Raw genomic sequence first — 14,693 nt, forward strand, 5'->3', positions numbered from 1 at the left:
CCACAGGTCCACGAGCCGCTCGGCCGTCTCGGCGTCTGCGCCGCCGAAGACCGCGCCGGGGGACTGCGCCGTGTCGCCGTTCGCCAGCCCGATGAAGTCGAAGCCGATGTTGCCGAAGGCGAAGGTGTGGCGGGTCTGCTCGACGACCACGTCGGCGTCGGCGTAGGCGCTGCCGTCGGGGCGGTGCAGCGTCAGCATCACCTCGTGGGAGCGGTGGCGGAGGGTCGGGTCGGGGGAGAGCGGCTGGATCACAGGAGACCTTCGGGCGGCGGGACGCGGAGGTAAATCGTTATCGACAACGATTGAAGAACGCAAGGGTGTGTCCGGCGGAGGTTCGCGGCAGTCGGCTAGATTGCGCGTCGTGGACGGATCGACGAGCAGTCGGAGTGCCTTGGTGGTCGGCGCCGGGATCGGAGGGCTCACCGCGGCCCTCGCGTTGTCGCGGACGGGATGGCAGGTGACCGTCCTGGAGCGGGCTCCGGAGCTCGGCGAGGTCGGGGCCGGGCTCTCGATCTGGCCGCGGGCGTGGAGGATCCTGACCGAGCTCGGCGTCGCGGACCGGTTGGTCGACGGGACCCGTCCGGCGATCCAGGCGGGGCTGCGCCGCCCCGACGGGCGCTGGCTGGCGAAGGTGCGCGTCGACGCCGTCGAGCGCACCCCGGTCATGGTGCACCGGGCGCGGTTGCACGAGGCCCTGGTGGGCGCGCTGGCGGAGCGCGAAGGAGTCGAGGTACGCACCGGGGTGACCGTCACCGGCCTGGCCGGGCTCGACGACCTCGACCCCCGCGGGCCGGCCGACCTGGTGGTCGCCGCTGACGGCATCCGCAGCGTGATCAGGAAGGAGCTGCACCAGCGCGAGGACGTACGTCATGCCGGCTACACCGCCTACCGCGGTGTCACCGCGGAGCCGGTGCCAGGCGAGGCCTCGACCACGGGCGGGGAGACCTGGGGCACCGGGGTGCGGTTCGGCTACGTCCCGCTGGTCGACGGTCGGACCTACTGGTTCGTGACCGCCAACCGGCCGGCGGGGGAGAGCGGTGGGGACCACCATGCCGACGTCACCGCGCTGGTCGGCGACTGGCACGAGCCGATCCCGCAGCTGCTGGCCGCGACACCGCCGAGCGCGGTCATCCGCGGGGACATCTGCGACCTGCGGCTGCCGCTGAAGCGGTTCGACCACGGTCGAGTCGTGCTTCTCGGCGACGCCGCGCACGCGACGACGCCCAATCTCGGCCAGGGTGCCTGCGCCGCGATCGAGGACGCTGCCGTCCTCGCCGCCCAGCTCGCGGGCCATACGCGCATCGAGGGCGCGCTGATCGCCTACGACCGCACCCGGCGTCCCGCGACCCAGCGGCTGGTGCGGGCCTCCCGGCTGGTCGGCGTGCTCGGCCAGGTCGAGAACGGGCCGGTCGTGGCGGCCCGCGACGCCGGACTCGCCGGGTTGGGGGCGATCGCGGGGCTGTTCAGCAGGTAGCCGTCACAGCCGCGGGACGACCGGTGTCTGGATGACCATGACGGCTACCTATCTCGCTCTGACGTTCATCGCCTCGGTCGCCGCCCTCGGCGGGGCGGTGCTCAACCTGACCGGCCACCGGATACCCGTGACCGAGGCCCAACGGCTCTCGGTGCCGTTGGAATGGTTGAGCTTCCCGATCGGGGTGTCCTACGCGCTGGGCTTCCTCGGTCTGCTGGCCGGGGTGGCGGTGCCGGCGGTCGGGATCGTCGCGGCCGCCGGGTTCGTGGCGTTCTTCGCGCTCGCCATCGGCGCGCACCTACGGGTGGGCGACCGGAACCTGGGTCGCGCCGGGGCCGGTCTCGCGCTGGCGTCGGCGACGCTCCTCGTCACCGGGATGTGGGCGGCGGGACAGGACGATCTCGGTGGAGTCGTGGCGGCGTACGTCAACGATCTGCCGGACCCGTGGTGGCCGGTCGTGGCGCTCGCGGTGATCCAGATCGGCGACGCGGCGATGTGCTTCAAACCGGTCGGCTTCATCGCGAAGTGTTTCACCGACGTCGGGCTGCCGCGGGCGCTGTGGCCGGTGATGCCGTGGGTCAAGGTCGCCGCCACCGTGGGCCTGGTCGCGGGGTTGTGGGTGCCGTACGTCGGGCCGCTGACCAGCGCGGCGCTGGTGGTCTACTTCGTGTGTGCCGTCTCGGCGCACCTCCGGGCCCGCGACTTCGGCCGCAATCTCGCCCTCAACGCCACGTTGTCACTGGTCCTGTGCGTGGCCGTCTTCGTCTTCTGCTTCCTGCGCTGATCGGGTCTACGCCGCTCCGAACAGGGGCAGGCACGGCTCCAGGCCGCTGACCTCGATGTCGCTGCGGTCGTTGCGGTCCCACCGTTCCCGGCCGAGCCGGAGGCGGTGGGAGACCAGCACCTCCCCGTCGCGTACGTCGCGGGAGATGCCGTCGGGCTCGTAGCCGAGCTTGGTGGACACCCCGACCGAGGCGGCGTTGTCGGGAAAGGCCTCAGAGGTGGCGTACGCGGCGCCGAGGTGGTCGAAGGCGAGGGTGAGGGCGCCGCGGCGCGCCTCGGTGCCGAGGCGGCGGCGGTGGTGGGGCAGGCCGAGCCAGGAGGCGGTGCTCACCTCGCGGCGCTCGGCGAACTCGGTCGCCGAGACCCATACGACGCCGATCGGATGCGTGTCGAGGACGACGGTGAGGCCGAGGCTCCAGTCGCCGGGCTGCCACTCGGCCCGGCTGCCCCAGGCACCGCGGAGCACGTGGCGGGCCCGTTCCAGCGGCGGCTGCTCCGCCCAGGGTGTCAGGAACGGCCGTTCGGTCGGCTCGTGCACGCCGTCCGCCGCGACCTGGGCCAGGCGGGTGAGCTCGTCCTCGGTCGGCAGCCGCAGCTCCAGCCGCGGGGTCCGGATCACCAGGCCGAACAGCGGCCACATCTCGGTCAGCGTCATCGGGCCATCATCGAGATGGCTCGATGACGCGGGCAACCGGTTATCGCCGATCGGCGCTGCCCGGGTCCCGCACGTAGTCGAGGAGGTCGGGGGCCGTCGAGGTGTAGCGGTCGGCCTCCTCGCCGCTGTCGCAGGTGCACAGCACGATGGTCACCTCGCCGGCGCGCGGCCAGATCGCTTCCCAGGTAGCACCGGCCTGTTCCCAGCGGAGCAGGCGCTCGAGGTCGTCGGTCATCGTCGGTGGTCCAGGCTGGGTGGGGTTGCCGGCTTGAGAATGGGGGAGAGCTTGGCCACCGTGGACTCCTGTCGATTGTTGACAATCTGACCCGCCACTACACTAGGCCAGCGTTGGCTGGCTGTCAGCCGGACGGCCGGATGCAGACCTTGGAGGCTGATGCGGCATGACTGGAGAACCGAACGAGGCACGGGTCGTGGCAGCAGTCCCGAAGGGACTTCTTGTCGCAGGTCAGTGGAGGGATGCCAGCGACGGCGGCACCTTCGACGTCGTCGACCCGTCGACGGCCGAGGTGCTCTGCGCGGTCGCCGACGCGACCCCCGAGGACGGGCAGCGTGCGCTCGATGCCGCCGCGGGCGCGCAGAAGGAGTTCGCCGCCACCGCCCCGCGGGCCCGGGCGGACATGCTCATGGCCGCCTTCGACCTCCTGCACGAGCGCATCGACGACCTCGCGCTGCTGATGACGCTCGAGATGGGCAAGCCGCTGGCCGAGGCGAAGGGCGAGATCACCTACGCCGCGGAGTTCTTCCGTCACTTCGCCGAGGAGGCTGTGCGGATCGAGGGCGGCTACCAGACCGCGCCCGCCGGCGGCTCCAGGTTCCTGATCACCAAGCAGCCGGTCGGTCCGGCGCTGCTGATCACGCCGTGGAACTTTCCGATGGCGATGGGGACGCGCAAGCTCGGGCCGGCGATCGCCGCCGGCTGCACGAGCATCATCAAGCCCGCCGCGCAGACGCCGCTCTCGATGCTGGCGCTGGGGGAGGTCCTGCGCGAGGCCGGCGTGCCCGACGGGGTCGTCAGCATCCTGCCGACCACCCGGCCGGGCGAGCTGACCGAGCCGCTGCTGCGCTCCGGCGTGATCCGCAAGCTCTCTTTCACCGGCTCCACGGCGGTCGGGCGCGTGCTGCTCGAGCAGAGCGCGGAGCAGGTGCTGCGTACCTCCATGGAGCTCGGCGGCAACGCCGGCTTCGTCGTCTTCGAGGACGCCGACATCGACGAGGCGGTCGCCGGCGCGCTGGCCGCGAAGATGCGCAACACGGGGGAGGCCTGCACCGCCGCAAACCGGATCTTCGTGCAGCGCTCGGTCATCGGCGAGTTCGGGGACCGGCTCGCCAAGGCGATGGCCGAGCTGCCGGTCGGTCGCGGGGTCGAGGAGGGCGTACGCGTCGGCCCGCTCATCGACGAGACGGCCAGGGAGAAGGTGCAGACCCTCGTGGACGACGCCGTGGCCGGTGGCGCGCGTGTGCTGACCGGCGGCACGGCCCCCGACGGGCCGGGCTACTTCTACCCGCCGACCGTGCTCACCGACGTTCCCGTCTCGGCCCGGATGGGCAGCGAGGAGATCTTCGGACCGGTCGCGCCGCTGACCCCGTTCGACACCGAGGACGAGGTGGTCGCGGCGGTCAACGACACCGAGTACGGCCTGGTGAACTACGTCTTCACCAACGACCTGCGCCGCGGGCTGCGGGTCGCCGAGGCGCTCGAGTCCGGGATGGTGGGTCTCAACCAGGGCGTTGTCTCCAACCCCGCCGCGCCCTTCGGGGGCGTCAAGGCCTCCGGGCTGGGGCGGGAGGGCGGGCGTACCGGCATCGAGGAGTTCCTCGAGACCAAGTACGTCGGGATCGCGATGTGACCCTAGACGTAGCCCTCGTCGTCGTCCTCGGCGTGGATGAGGCGCCGTAGCGCCTCGTCCATGTGCTGCTCGACGCGCTTGAGGGTCAGCTTGACGTCACCGGCCTCGATGGCGTCGACGATCTGGTTGTGCTCCTCGACCAGCTCGAGCGGCTGCTGGTAGGTGCCCTCCAGCGCGGTCAGGCACATCCGGGTCTCGACGATCAGGGTCTGGTGCATCCGGGCCAGGCGCCGGCTGCCGGAGCACTGCACCAGCACGTCGTGGAAGTGGAAGTCGGCGTCGCTCAACGCCGCCGGGTCACCCAGCTCGAGAGACATGGTCATCGCCTCACAGGCGGCACGGAGCTCGCGCAGCGCCGCGGGGACCCGCGCCTTGGCGATCATCGTGGCGGCGGCGCCTTCGACGGCTGCCCTGGCCACATAGATGTCTCGGATGTCGGCCTCGTCGAGCTCGATCACGAAGAGTCCGCGGTTGGGCTCGCTGCGGAGCAGGCCCTCCTGGACCAGGCGCTGCATGGCCTCGCGCAGCGGTCCGCGGCTGACGCCGAACTGGGCCGAGAGCGCGGTCTCGCTCAGCTGTGCCCCCGGCTGCAGGGTGCGCTCCATGATCGCCATACGCAGCTGGCGAGCGATGACCGAGGCCGTCGACTCTCTGTGCACGGGTTCGAAGCTCGATGTCGCTGTCAACGTGGTCTCCGATGGGTCACCGAGAAAGAGTTCTGATTGTTGACAATCATTGCATGTGGCCAGGCCAGCGGTGCGGAAAGACCAGCGGGCGGGCCGGGCACGAATGACGCGTCCGGCCCGCCCGTCAGCAGTTGCCGATCAGAGGGTCTGGGCCTTGTCGAGCTCGGCGAGCTCGGCCTCGGACTCCGGCGTACCCGGGATCTCGGTGCCTCGGATCGACTTGCCCGCCGTCTCGACGACGAAGAACAGTGCGATCAGACCGACCACGGATCCGGCGATCATGTAGTAGGCCGGCATCAGCACGTCGCCGGTGGCGCCGATCAGCGCGTTGTTGACGTACAGCGCCGTGCCGCCGAATGCGGCGGTGGAGACGTTGTAGCCGATCGCCATGCCGCCGTAGCGCACCTGCGACGGGAACATCGCCGGGAAGGTCGCCGAGATGGTCGCCAGCTGGGCGACGTAGACGATGCCCAGCACGGTGAACCCGAGGACCGCCGGCCAGAAGCCCTGGCCGATCAGGAGGAACATCGGGACCGACAGCACGATCAGGCCGATGAAGGAGCCACCCCACAACGGCTTGCGACCGACCTTGTCGGAGAGGGCTCCGGCCATCGGCAGGAAGATCAGCATCGCGACCTGTCCGAAGATCACCAGCAGGTCGGCGTCGGAGCTGCTGAAGCCCGCCTCCTCCTGCAGGTAGGTAGCCATGTAGGCCAGCAGGGTGTAGTTCGCGATGTTGAGCGCCGCGACCAGGCCGATGAGGGTGAGGATCGGCTTCCAGAACAGCGCGAAGAGGTCCTTCAGTGCGGCTCCCGCGCCGGCCTCGACCGCGTCCTCGGACTCGAGCTCCCGGAAGACCGGGGTCTCCTCGAGCCGGGTCCGGATGTAGAGGCCGATCAGGCCGATCGGGCCCCCGATGAGGAACGGGATACGCCAGCCCCACTCGGTCATCGCCGCGTCGCCGATGATCGACTCGGTGGTGAAGACGACCGCGATCGCGGCGGTGAAGCCGACGATGGTGCCGAACTCCAGGAAGCTGCCGTAGAACCCGCGCTTCTTGTCGGGCGCGCACTCGGCCATGTACGTCGCGGCGCCGCCGTATTCGCCGCCGGTCGAGAATCCCTGGATCACCCGGAGCAGCACGAGCAGGACGACGGCCCAGATGCCGATCGAATCGTATGTGGGCAGGCAGCCGACCAGGAAGGTGGCGGCCGCCATCAGGATGATCGTCATCGCAAGGACGCGTTGGCGTCCGATGCGGTCGCCGAGCGGACCCCAGAAGAGGCCGCCGAGTGGTCGCAGGATGAAGGAGATGGCGAACGTCAGCGCGGTGCCGGCGAAGCCCGTCTCGGGGAAGAAGTTGGCGGTGATCTCGGTGGCGACATAGGCGAACGCGCCGTAGTCGAACCACTCGGTCGCATTGCCGACCGCTGAGCCGGTGATGGCTCTTCGGAGCTTCGATTTGTCGGGCTGTGCCTCGTGGGAGGGGATGGTGGGGGTTCCGGACATTTCTTCTCACCTATTCGGTGTGATTGATGGCTGGGGACCTCTTTTGACCCGCAGTGTCGACATTAGGTTTGTCAACAATTTTCCCCACGTTAGCGCTGTCCCACGCGCTCTGGCTAGAGCGCGCCGAGGGTGGCGCAGGGTGTTACGAAGGTTTATGGAAAGCCGCGACGTTACCTGAAGAGGGTTCCGGGCCGGGCAGGGGGCGGGTCGCCCGGGCGAGTCGCAGGTACTCCCGGACGGTCACCTGGTCGGCCTTCAGCACGGGTCTGCCGAGCGCCCTTCCCAGTGCATCGATGCGGGTCAGGATGCGCATGGCGTGTCAGGGGCGAGGGCCAGGACGGCGTGACGGCCGCCTTCCCGAGCCCCAGCGTCCGGGCCGGCGCCGGTAGGCGTCTAGGAGCCTGCCGGATCGGGTATCGGACAGGTGTCTGGGTATCCGTCGATAGGGTTTGGGCATGTCTTGGTTGGAGTGCAACACCCATCACTGGGACGACTGGTCGATGGCCGAGCTCGTCGAGGCCAAGCAGGGGCAGCGGGTCAGCCTCGTGGTCCCGGCACGCAACGAGGCCGCAACCGTCGGTGACCTGGTCAGCACGTTGCGCACCAGCCTGATGGAGACCTCCGACCTGGTCGACGAGCTCGTCGTCATCGACTCCGACTCCTCCGACGACACGGCCAGGATCGCCTCGGACGCCGGTGCCGACGTCTACGCCTCGGCCGCGATCCGGCCCGACCTCGGCTCCTACCCCGGCAAGGGCGAGGCGATGTGGAAGTCGCAGTTCGTGACCACCGGTGAGCTCATCGTCTTCATGGACGCCGACCTCACCGACTGGGACACCCATTTCGTACGCGGCCTGGTCGGCCCGCTTGTCAACAATCCGACGATCGAGCTGGTCAAGGGCTTCTACCGGCGCCCGGGTGAGCACGGTCTCGACGGCGGCCGGGTCACCGAGCTCGTCGCGCGCCCGCTGCTGGCGCTCCACCGCCGCCCGCTGCGGGACCTGATCCAGCCGCTGGCCGGGGAGTGGTCGATCCGGCGCTCGCTGTTCGAGCGGCTGCAGGTGCCCACCGGCTACGGCGTGGAGCTGGCCGCCCTCGTCGACACCCTGGACATGCGGGGCATGGACGCGATCGCCCAGGTCGACCTCGGCCAGCGCGACCACAGCCACCAGGACCTCTTCGACCTCGGCCTGATGGCGACCCAGATCGTGGGCATGATGTCGCGGCGCCTCGGCACCGGTCCCGCGGGCGACGACGTGGAGATGCGGCAATACATCCCGATCGACGGCTCCACCAAGGTTCTCGACCGGAGCGTGAGCCTCCTGGAGCGGCCGCCGCTGAGCGACGGCTCGGGCGGTATGGTCGCCTGATGCTGCGCCTCGGACGACACGAATTCGGTGATGACGACGCGCTGATGATGGCGATCGTCAACCGCACGCCCGACTCGTTCTTCGACAAGGGAGCGACCTGGGCCGAGGACGCGGCCTTCGAGCGCGTGCGCCTGGTGGCCTCCCAAGGTGCGGAGATCGTCGACATCGGTGGGATCAAGGCCGCACCCGGCGCCGAGATCGACGCTGCCGAGGAGAAGGCCCGCGTGGTCGACTTCGTCGCCCGGGTCCGGGAGGAGTTCCCGGCACTCGTCATCTCGGTCGACACCTGGCGCGCCGAGGTCGGTGACGCGGTGTGCGCGGCCGGTGCCGACCTGATCAACGACGCCTGGGGCGGCGCCGACCCTGAGCTCGTCGACGTCGCCGCCGCTCATGGCGCCGCGATCGTGTGCACCCACACCGGGGGCGTGACGCCGCGGACCAGGCCCTACCGGATCGAGTACGACGACGTCGTCCGGGCCGCGATCGACGACACTCTCGCCTACGCCCAGCGCGCCCTCGACGCCGGCGTCGCCAAGGACTCGATCGTGATCGACCCGGCCCACGACTTCGGGAAGAACACCTTCCACTCCCTCGAGATCACCCGTCGCCTGGGGGAGATGGTGGAGACCGGCTGGCCGGTGCTGGTCTCGCTCTCCAACAAGGACTTCGTGGGGGAGACGCTCGACCTGCCGGTCGGCGAGCGGCTCCTCGGCACCCTGGCCGCGACGTCGGTCTGCGCGCTGGCCGGAGCTCGCATCTACCGGGTCCACCAGGTCACCGAGACCCGGCAGACCGTCGACATGGTCTGGACGATCGCCGGACGCCGACGTCCGGCCCGAGCGATCAGGGGGCTGCAGTGACCCGAGTGGCCTTGGTTCCGGGGTGTCTGGCGCTGCTGCCGGAGTACGCCTCGATCAATGACCCCGTCGACGAGCTCCGCTCCGCCTGCCTGGCCGCGGTGGCCTGGCTCGGTGAGGACGTACGCGTCATCGCCGGTGCGCAGGGCGCTCGGGTCGCCGCTGCGCTGCTGGCCGAGGTCGGCACGGCTCCGGTGACCAGCGGCGAGGCGGCGTACCTCATCGTCGGCAACGGCTCGGCCCGCCGCAGCGAGAAGGCGCCGGGACATCTCGACCCGCGGGCCGCCGAGTTCGACGATCTGCTCGGCAAGGCGTTGGCCACCCCTGACCCCGAAGCGCTGGGAGCTCTCGATCGGGGCCTGGCCGACGAGCTGTGGGCCGACGTCGGCCCGATCGTCGAGGCCGCAGATCTGCTGCCCAGCGTGGGGACGGTGGCGGTCGACTACGACGACGACCCCTACGGCGTGCGCTACTGGGTCGCCCGCTGGGCGGCCCCCTCGGCGTAGCCGGGCTGGTCGAGCAGGTCGGTGAGGCCGGCCGCGAAGCTCTTCGGCGTCACGTCGCCGAGCATCAGCCGCTGCAGGATGAAGCCGGGCAGCAGACCGGTGAGGACCATCGCGATGCGCTCGGGGTCGGCATCCTTGCGGAACCGGCCAGCGTCGATCGCCGCCTCGGCGTAGGTGCGCCAGGCGCCGCGGATCCGCCGGGCCTCGGGCGCCATCAGCTCGCGGACCTCCGGGTCGCGGGCGGCCTCGGCCCAGGTCTGCAGGGCGATCTTGGGGAGGTCGACGCCGAGCTCCTCGGAGAGGTCGAGGAGGTGCTGGGTCGCGGCCTCGATCGCCAGCTCCGGCGGGGGAGCGGCGATATCGGAGCCCGCCTCGGGCGTGAAGCGGGTGATCGCCTCGGCGATGGTCGTCAGGCCGGACTCGGCGATCGCGCGGATGATGTCGTTCTTCCCGCGGAAGTAGGTGTAGACCGAGCCCGCCGACAGACCGGACTCCTTGACCACCGCGGCCATCGTCGTCTTGTGGAAGCCGTCGCGCTCCACACAGCGCAGCGTCGCCGCGATGATCTGCTGGCGCTTCTCGGCGCGGTGCTCCTCGCTGATCTTCGGCATGGACGCAGCATACCCCAAAAGAAAACGAACGTTCATTCTTGATAAATCCGGCGAACGAGAGGAGAGTCTTCTTCAAAGAGAATGAACATTCGTTTTTTTAGCGAAGGAACCGACATGTCCACGTCAGTGAAAGCCGTGATCGGGGTCAGCCTCGGTCTGGTCACCTTGCTCACCTTGCTCATCTCCGCGTTCGCCTGGCCCACCAGCGAGCTGGAGCCCAGGTCGTTGCCGTTGGCTGTCGCCGGCCCCGAGGCGGCGGTCACCCAGATCGAGACCCAGCTCGCCGCCGACGCGGGAGAGGACGCCTTCGAGGTCGCCGCCGTCGCCGACCGCGACGAGGCGGTCGAGGCGATCGAGGACCGGGAGGCGTACGGCGCGATCGTCGTCGGCCCCCAGGGGCAGGAGGTGCTGGTCGCCTCCGCCGCAAGCGCCAACGTCGCCCAGCAGCTCACCCAGATGGCCGCCGCGATGGGAGCCGAGACCGGCACCCGGCCCCAGGTGACCGATGTCGTCCCGGCTGCGGAGGACGACCCGCGCGGAGCGGTCTTCGGCGCCTCCGCGCTGCCGCTGGTGATCGGCGGCATCATGGCCGGTGCGATCACCTCGCTGGTGCTGACCCGCACCCGCGACCGGGTCGCGGCCGCGTTCCTGATCGCGATCGGCGGCGGTCTCGCGATGACCGGCGTCGTCCAGGGCTGGCTCGGTGCCCTGGAGGGCAGCTATCTGGTCAACGCCGGCGTCGTGGCTCTCGGCATCCTCGCCGTCGCGCTCCCGATCGTCGGACTGCGTCACCTCATCGGTCCCGCGGGTGTCGGCATCGTCGCCCTGCTCATCCTCCTGGTCGGCAACCCGCTCTCCGGGATCACCTCCGCGCCGGAGATGGTGCCGTTCGGGTGGCTCGGCCAGCTGATGCCCCCGGGCGCGGCCGGGTCGGCGCTGCGCGGCTTCTCGTTCTTCGACGGGGCCGGGACCACCACCCCGCTGATCGTCCTGGCGTGCTGGGCCGGAGTCGGCCTGCTCCTGACGCTGCTCCCGCACCGGGAGACGGGCGGTGCCGCGGACGAGGGCGCTCAGCGGACCGAGCGGCGTGACCTCGACGCCGTGGCACGGTAGTAATAGAGGGATGAGTCATCCACACGAGCCGGTCGGCGAGTGGTGGCGCGACCAGGTGGCCGCGCTCCACCGCTGGGGCCGGCTCGTGCTGCGTGACGAGGAGGACTCGGTCCATCAGATGCGCGTGACCGTACGCCGCATGCGCAGCGTCCTCGCGACCTACCGTCCCCTGCTCGACACGGACCGCACCGAGCCGCTCCGTGAGGAGCTGAAGTGGCTGGCAGCCCTCCTCGGAGACGTACGCGACGCCGAGGTGCTCCGCAAACGGCTGCGCCACTGGGCCGCCGAGCACGGCCCGGGGCCGTCGGGTGTGGACGCGCTCCGGGCAGCGCTCGCGGAGCGTCAGGCGGCGGGCCGCGCCCGGCTGCTGCCCGAGCTCGACGGCGAGCGTTACCGCGCGCTCGTCGCCGGCCTCGCCGCCATCGACGGTCTTCCCTGGGGTGACGGCGCTCCGGGCAAGAAGGAGCTGCGCAAGCGGCTCCGCAAGAGCTGGCGACGCCTCGCGGCCGCGGTCGACGCCGCCGAGAGCGCCGAAGACCCCGGCGAGCGCAGGCGGCAGCTCCACGAGGCGCGCAAGAAGGCCAAGCGCACCCGCTACGCCGCCGAGTCGCTCCGGGAGGTCTTCGGCGAAGACGCCGAGCGCCTCGCCGAGGCCACCAGGTCGGTCCAGTCGGCCCTCGGCGATCTCAACGACTCCGTGGTCATGATCCGGGCGATCACGGAGATCCCGTCGCCCGACGGCGCCCTCCTCGACTTCCTCGCCGCCGAGGAGGCGGCCGCCGTCGACGCCGAGGAGCGATTCGCCCCCGTGTGGCAGAAGGCGAACCGCTCGAAGGTCCACGGCTGGCTGGACTAGCTGTACCGGCTCTAGCCGACAGGGAAGTCGAAGTAGGTGTCGGGGTAGGGCTCCTCGACCAGCGAGTAGTGCCACCATTCGTTGTCGTAGCGGCTGAACCCGCACGACTCCATCACCGAGCACAGGTGCGACCGGTTGCGGGCCGCCGCCTCGGAGACGCCGGCGGCGCCGTGATGGGAGACCTCGTCCATCAGGTCGTGTCCGCCGCCCATGTCCAGCAGCGCACCCGTGGCCAGGGAGAACAGGGTCAGATCGACGGTGCTGCCGCGGCTGTGACCGGACCGGGTGGCGACGTACCCCTTCTCGAACATCTCCGGGCGGGTGATCGAGGGGTAGTGGATGCGTTTGCGCTCCTCGTCCTGCGCATCGAGCGGCTCCTGCGCCCAGCGCAGGAACGCGTCGACCGCGCGCTGCGGGCGGTAGCCGTCCCACAGCAGGATCCCGAACCCGAGGGCCGCTGCCTTGTCCCGCGCCTCGGAGAGTGCGGCGCACAGCTCGCGGGTGCCGACGATCCGGTTCACCAGGTAGCCGTCGACCGGCTTGCCGGTGAAGTTGTCCCAGGTGGCGTACTTGCTGTCCCAGCGGACGCCTGGCACCAGTTCGTCGACGAAGGCGAAGCCGTCCCTCATCGCGCGCCCTCCGATGTCGCAGTCTGCAGCGCGAGGTCGACCGCACGGTCGAGGAAGTCGGTCATCGAGATCCCGGCGGCCGCCATCATCCGCGGGTAGCGGCTGTAGGAGGTGAGGCCGGGCAGCGTGTTGACCTCGTTGAGCACCACGGTGCCGTCGGTCTTGAGGAACATGTCGACCCGTGCCAGACCGCGGCAGCCCAGCGCGCGGTAGACCCGCTTCGCCTCGGTCTTGACCAGCTCCCGCGCCTCGGCCGGGACGTCGGCGGGCACGACGAAGGTCGCGTTCTCGGAACCGGTCTCGGGGGCGTCTTCCTGGTGGATCTTGAAGAAGCCGTGCGAGAGCGCGACGTGGTCGACCTCGCCGGTGACCAGCTCGCCGCCGTTGCCGAGGATCGCGCAGCCGATCTCCTCGGCTTCCACTCCCTCCTCGATGAGCACCTTGTCGTCGTACTGCCGAGCGGTCGCCACCGCGTCGGCGAGCTCCGCGGCCGAGGTCACCTTGCTGACCCCGAACGACGACCCGGAGCGGGCGGGCTTCACGAAGACCGGATAGGGGAGTACGCCGGGATCGCCAATGGTCTGCACAGCGTCGCCCGGGAAGAGGGTCCAGAAGGTGGGTGTCGGGATACCCGCATCGGCGACGACCGTGTAGGCGAGTGCCTTGTCCATGCACAGTGCCGAGCTCTGCACGTCGCAGCCGACGTATGGGATCCCGGAGAGCTCAAGGAGGCCCTGGATCGCGCCGTCCTCACCGAGCTTGCCGTGCAGGACGGGGAGCACGACGTCGAGCCGGATCGTCTCGTACGTGCCCTCGCCGAGGACGAGCAGCCCGTGGACGCTGCGGTCGGGGGAGAGCACGACCGGGCGGTGCGCGTCGTCCTCCCAGCTCGCCTCGGGCCCGTCGCACAGACGCCAGTCGCCGCTCTTGGTGATGCCGATCCAGTAGGTCTCGTACCGGTCGGCGTCGAGGTGCTTGGCGACCTCCTGCGCCGATTTCACCGAGACGGGGTGCTCCTCGAAGACGCCACCGAAGACGATGCCGACCTTGAGCTTGGACATGCTGCTACCTGCTTTCGAATTCACGACAGTTCACGATGGAGTTCTCGACCGTGTCCATCAGGGCATGGTCGGTGAAATAAGCGATATGGGGGCTGACCAGCACGTTCGGCATCTCCTGCAGCCGCGCCAGCCAGCCGTTCGGGACCTCGCGACCCCTGAGGTCGGCGTAGAAGATGCCCTCCTCGCCCTCGATGACGTCGAGGGCCGCCCCACTCAGCCGACCCTCCTCGAGCGCTTCGACGAGCGCCGTGGTCTCGACGAGCGCGCCGCGGCCCGTGTTGACGACGTACGCCCCGGGCCGCATCCGGCCGATGCGGCGCCGGTCGAGCAGATGGTGCGACTCCTCGGTGAGCGGCGCGTGGAGGGTGACGATGTCGCTGCGCTCGACCAGGGTGTCGAGGTCGACGTGCTCGACGCCGTCGGCGGCGGGCCGAGGCCGGACGTCGTAGGCGAGCACGTCGCAGCCAAAACCCCGCAGCCGGTCGATGACCGCGGCACCGATCCGCCCGGTCCCGACCACGCCGACGGTGAGGTCGCGCAGCTCGCGGCCCCGGGTGGCAGCCGGCCGGTAGTCGTGGGCGTCCGTGCGCCGGATCGTCGCCTTCGCCTGGCGCACCGCCATGAGCATCAGCATCACGGTGTAGTCGGCGACCGAATCGGGTGAATAGGAGACGTTTTCGACTGTTATCCCGATGCTTGCCGCGAAGTCGACATC

General features: G+C 70.2%; 16 protein-coding genes and 1 pseudogene. 8 read left to right on the forward strand and 9 right to left on the reverse strand.

Features of this window, described 5'->3' with window-relative positions:
* Positions 1-252: pseudogene (locus ACFVJS_RS18570) on the reverse strand (1,4-beta-xylanase); the annotation flags it as partial.
* A gap of 109 nt (positions 253-361) precedes the next feature.
* On the opposite strand from ACFVJS_RS18570, the gene ACFVJS_RS18575 reads away from it, so the two are divergent.
* On the forward strand, positions 362-1,474 hold the full coding sequence (locus ACFVJS_RS18575) for an FAD-dependent oxidoreductase (RefSeq protein ID WP_378883221.1): 1,113 nt from the start codon (positions 362-364) through the stop codon (positions 1,472-1,474).
* A 31-nt stretch (positions 1,475-1,505) separates the two neighbouring features.
* The gene (locus ACFVJS_RS18580; protein WP_378883224.1) at positions 1,506-2,258 is read left to right on the forward strand and encodes a DoxX family protein; all 753 of its coding nucleotides are present in this window, start codon (positions 1,506-1,508) and stop codon (positions 2,256-2,258) included.
* A 6-nt stretch (positions 2,259-2,264) separates the two neighbouring features.
* On the opposite strand, the gene ACFVJS_RS18585 is transcribed toward ACFVJS_RS18580, so the two are convergent.
* Both ACFVJS_RS18585 and ACFVJS_RS18590 read right to left on the reverse strand, forming a co-directional pair.
* Positions 2,265-2,912, reverse strand: coding sequence for a GNAT family N-acetyltransferase (locus tag ACFVJS_RS18585; protein WP_378883227.1), 648 nt, complete (start codon positions 2,910-2,912; stop codon positions 2,265-2,267).
* A 40-nt stretch (positions 2,913-2,952) separates the two neighbouring features.
* Positions 2,953-3,147 carry a hypothetical protein gene (locus ACFVJS_RS18590; protein ID WP_378883230.1) on the reverse strand — a complete coding sequence of 65 codons (195 nt, stop codon included), beginning with the start codon at positions 3,145-3,147 and terminating at the stop codon, positions 2,953-2,955.
* Positions 3,148-3,313: 166 nt separating this feature from the next.
* On the opposite strand from ACFVJS_RS18590, the gene ACFVJS_RS18595 reads away from it, so the two are divergent.
* Positions 3,314-4,780, forward strand: a complete 1,467-nt coding sequence (locus tag ACFVJS_RS18595) for an NAD-dependent succinate-semialdehyde dehydrogenase (RefSeq protein ID WP_378883233.1) — start codon at positions 3,314-3,316, stop codon at positions 4,778-4,780.
* 2 nt (positions 4,781-4,782) lie between these two features.
* Here the strand turns inward: ACFVJS_RS18595 and ACFVJS_RS18600 are convergent, their stop codons facing one another.
* Positions 4,783-5,439: a GntR family transcriptional regulator gene (locus ACFVJS_RS18600; RefSeq protein WP_378883235.1), complete on the reverse strand. Its 657-nt coding sequence runs from the start codon at positions 5,437-5,439 to the stop codon at positions 4,783-4,785.
* Positions 5,440-5,604: 165 nt separating this feature from the next.
* Positions 5,605-6,975, reverse strand: a complete 1,371-nt coding sequence (locus ACFVJS_RS18605; protein WP_378883238.1) for an MFS transporter — start codon at positions 6,973-6,975, stop codon at positions 5,605-5,607.
* Positions 6,976-7,430: 455 nt separating this feature from the next.
* Here ACFVJS_RS18605 and ACFVJS_RS18610 point away from each other — a divergent pair, with 455 nt between their 5' ends.
* From ACFVJS_RS18610 to ACFVJS_RS18620, 3 genes are read left to right on the forward strand one after another with little or no spacing between them, the layout of a single operon-like run.
* The gene (locus ACFVJS_RS18610) at positions 7,431-8,345 is read left to right on the forward strand and encodes a glucosyl-3-phosphoglycerate synthase (RefSeq protein WP_378883241.1); all 915 of its coding nucleotides are present in this window, start codon (positions 7,431-7,433) and stop codon (positions 8,343-8,345) included.
* On the forward strand, positions 8,345-9,205 hold the full coding sequence (folP, locus tag ACFVJS_RS18615) for a dihydropteroate synthase (protein ID WP_378883243.1): 861 nt from the start codon (positions 8,345-8,347) through the stop codon (positions 9,203-9,205). The genes ACFVJS_RS18610 and folP overlap by 1 nt, the downstream gene beginning before the upstream one ends.
* The gene (locus ACFVJS_RS18620) at positions 9,202-9,708 is read left to right on the forward strand and encodes a hypothetical protein (protein WP_378883246.1); all 507 of its coding nucleotides are present in this window, start codon (positions 9,202-9,204) and stop codon (positions 9,706-9,708) included. The genes folP and ACFVJS_RS18620 overlap by 4 nt, the downstream gene beginning before the upstream one ends.
* On the opposite strand, the gene ACFVJS_RS18625 is transcribed toward ACFVJS_RS18620, so the two are convergent.
* Positions 9,672-10,319, reverse strand: coding sequence for a TetR/AcrR family transcriptional regulator (locus tag ACFVJS_RS18625; protein ID WP_378883249.1), 648 nt, complete (start codon positions 10,317-10,319; stop codon positions 9,672-9,674). The genes ACFVJS_RS18620 and ACFVJS_RS18625 overlap by 37 nt on opposite strands.
* A 114-nt stretch (positions 10,320-10,433) precedes the next feature.
* Here ACFVJS_RS18625 and ACFVJS_RS18630 point away from each other — a divergent pair, with 114 nt between their 5' ends.
* The gene (locus ACFVJS_RS18630; protein ID WP_378883252.1) at positions 10,434-11,432 is read left to right on the forward strand and encodes a hypothetical protein; all 999 of its coding nucleotides are present in this window, start codon (positions 10,434-10,436) and stop codon (positions 11,430-11,432) included.
* A 10-nt stretch (positions 11,433-11,442) separates the two neighbouring features.
* Positions 11,443-12,288, forward strand: coding sequence for a CHAD domain-containing protein (locus tag ACFVJS_RS18635; protein WP_378883253.1), 846 nt, complete (start codon positions 11,443-11,445; stop codon positions 12,286-12,288).
* A gap of 11 nt (positions 12,289-12,299) precedes the next feature.
* Here ACFVJS_RS18635 and vanX read toward each other — a convergent pair whose 3' ends face one another.
* The 3 genes from vanX to ACFVJS_RS18650 form a co-directional block, all read right to left on the reverse strand.
* Complete coding sequence (gene vanX / locus ACFVJS_RS18640) at positions 12,300-12,917, reverse strand: D-Ala-D-Ala dipeptidase VanX (protein ID WP_378883256.1); 618 nt, start codon at positions 12,915-12,917, stop codon at positions 12,300-12,302.
* Entirely contained in the window at positions 12,914-13,978 is a 1,065-nt protein-coding gene (vanA, locus tag ACFVJS_RS18645) for a D-alanine--(R)-lactate ligase (protein ID WP_378883259.1), read from the reverse strand. Before vanA ends, vanX begins: the two co-directional genes overlap by 4 nt.
* A 4-nt stretch (positions 13,979-13,982) precedes the next feature.
* On the reverse strand, positions 13,983-14,693 hold a 711-nt coding region (locus ACFVJS_RS18650; protein WP_378883262.1), incomplete at its 5' end, for an NAD(P)-dependent oxidoreductase.

The sequence above is a fragment of the Nocardioides sp. NPDC057772 genome, from assembly GCF_042798075.1.
In the GTDB taxonomy this organism is placed as follows: domain Bacteria; phylum Actinomycetota; class Actinomycetes; order Propionibacteriales; family Nocardioidaceae; genus Nocardioides.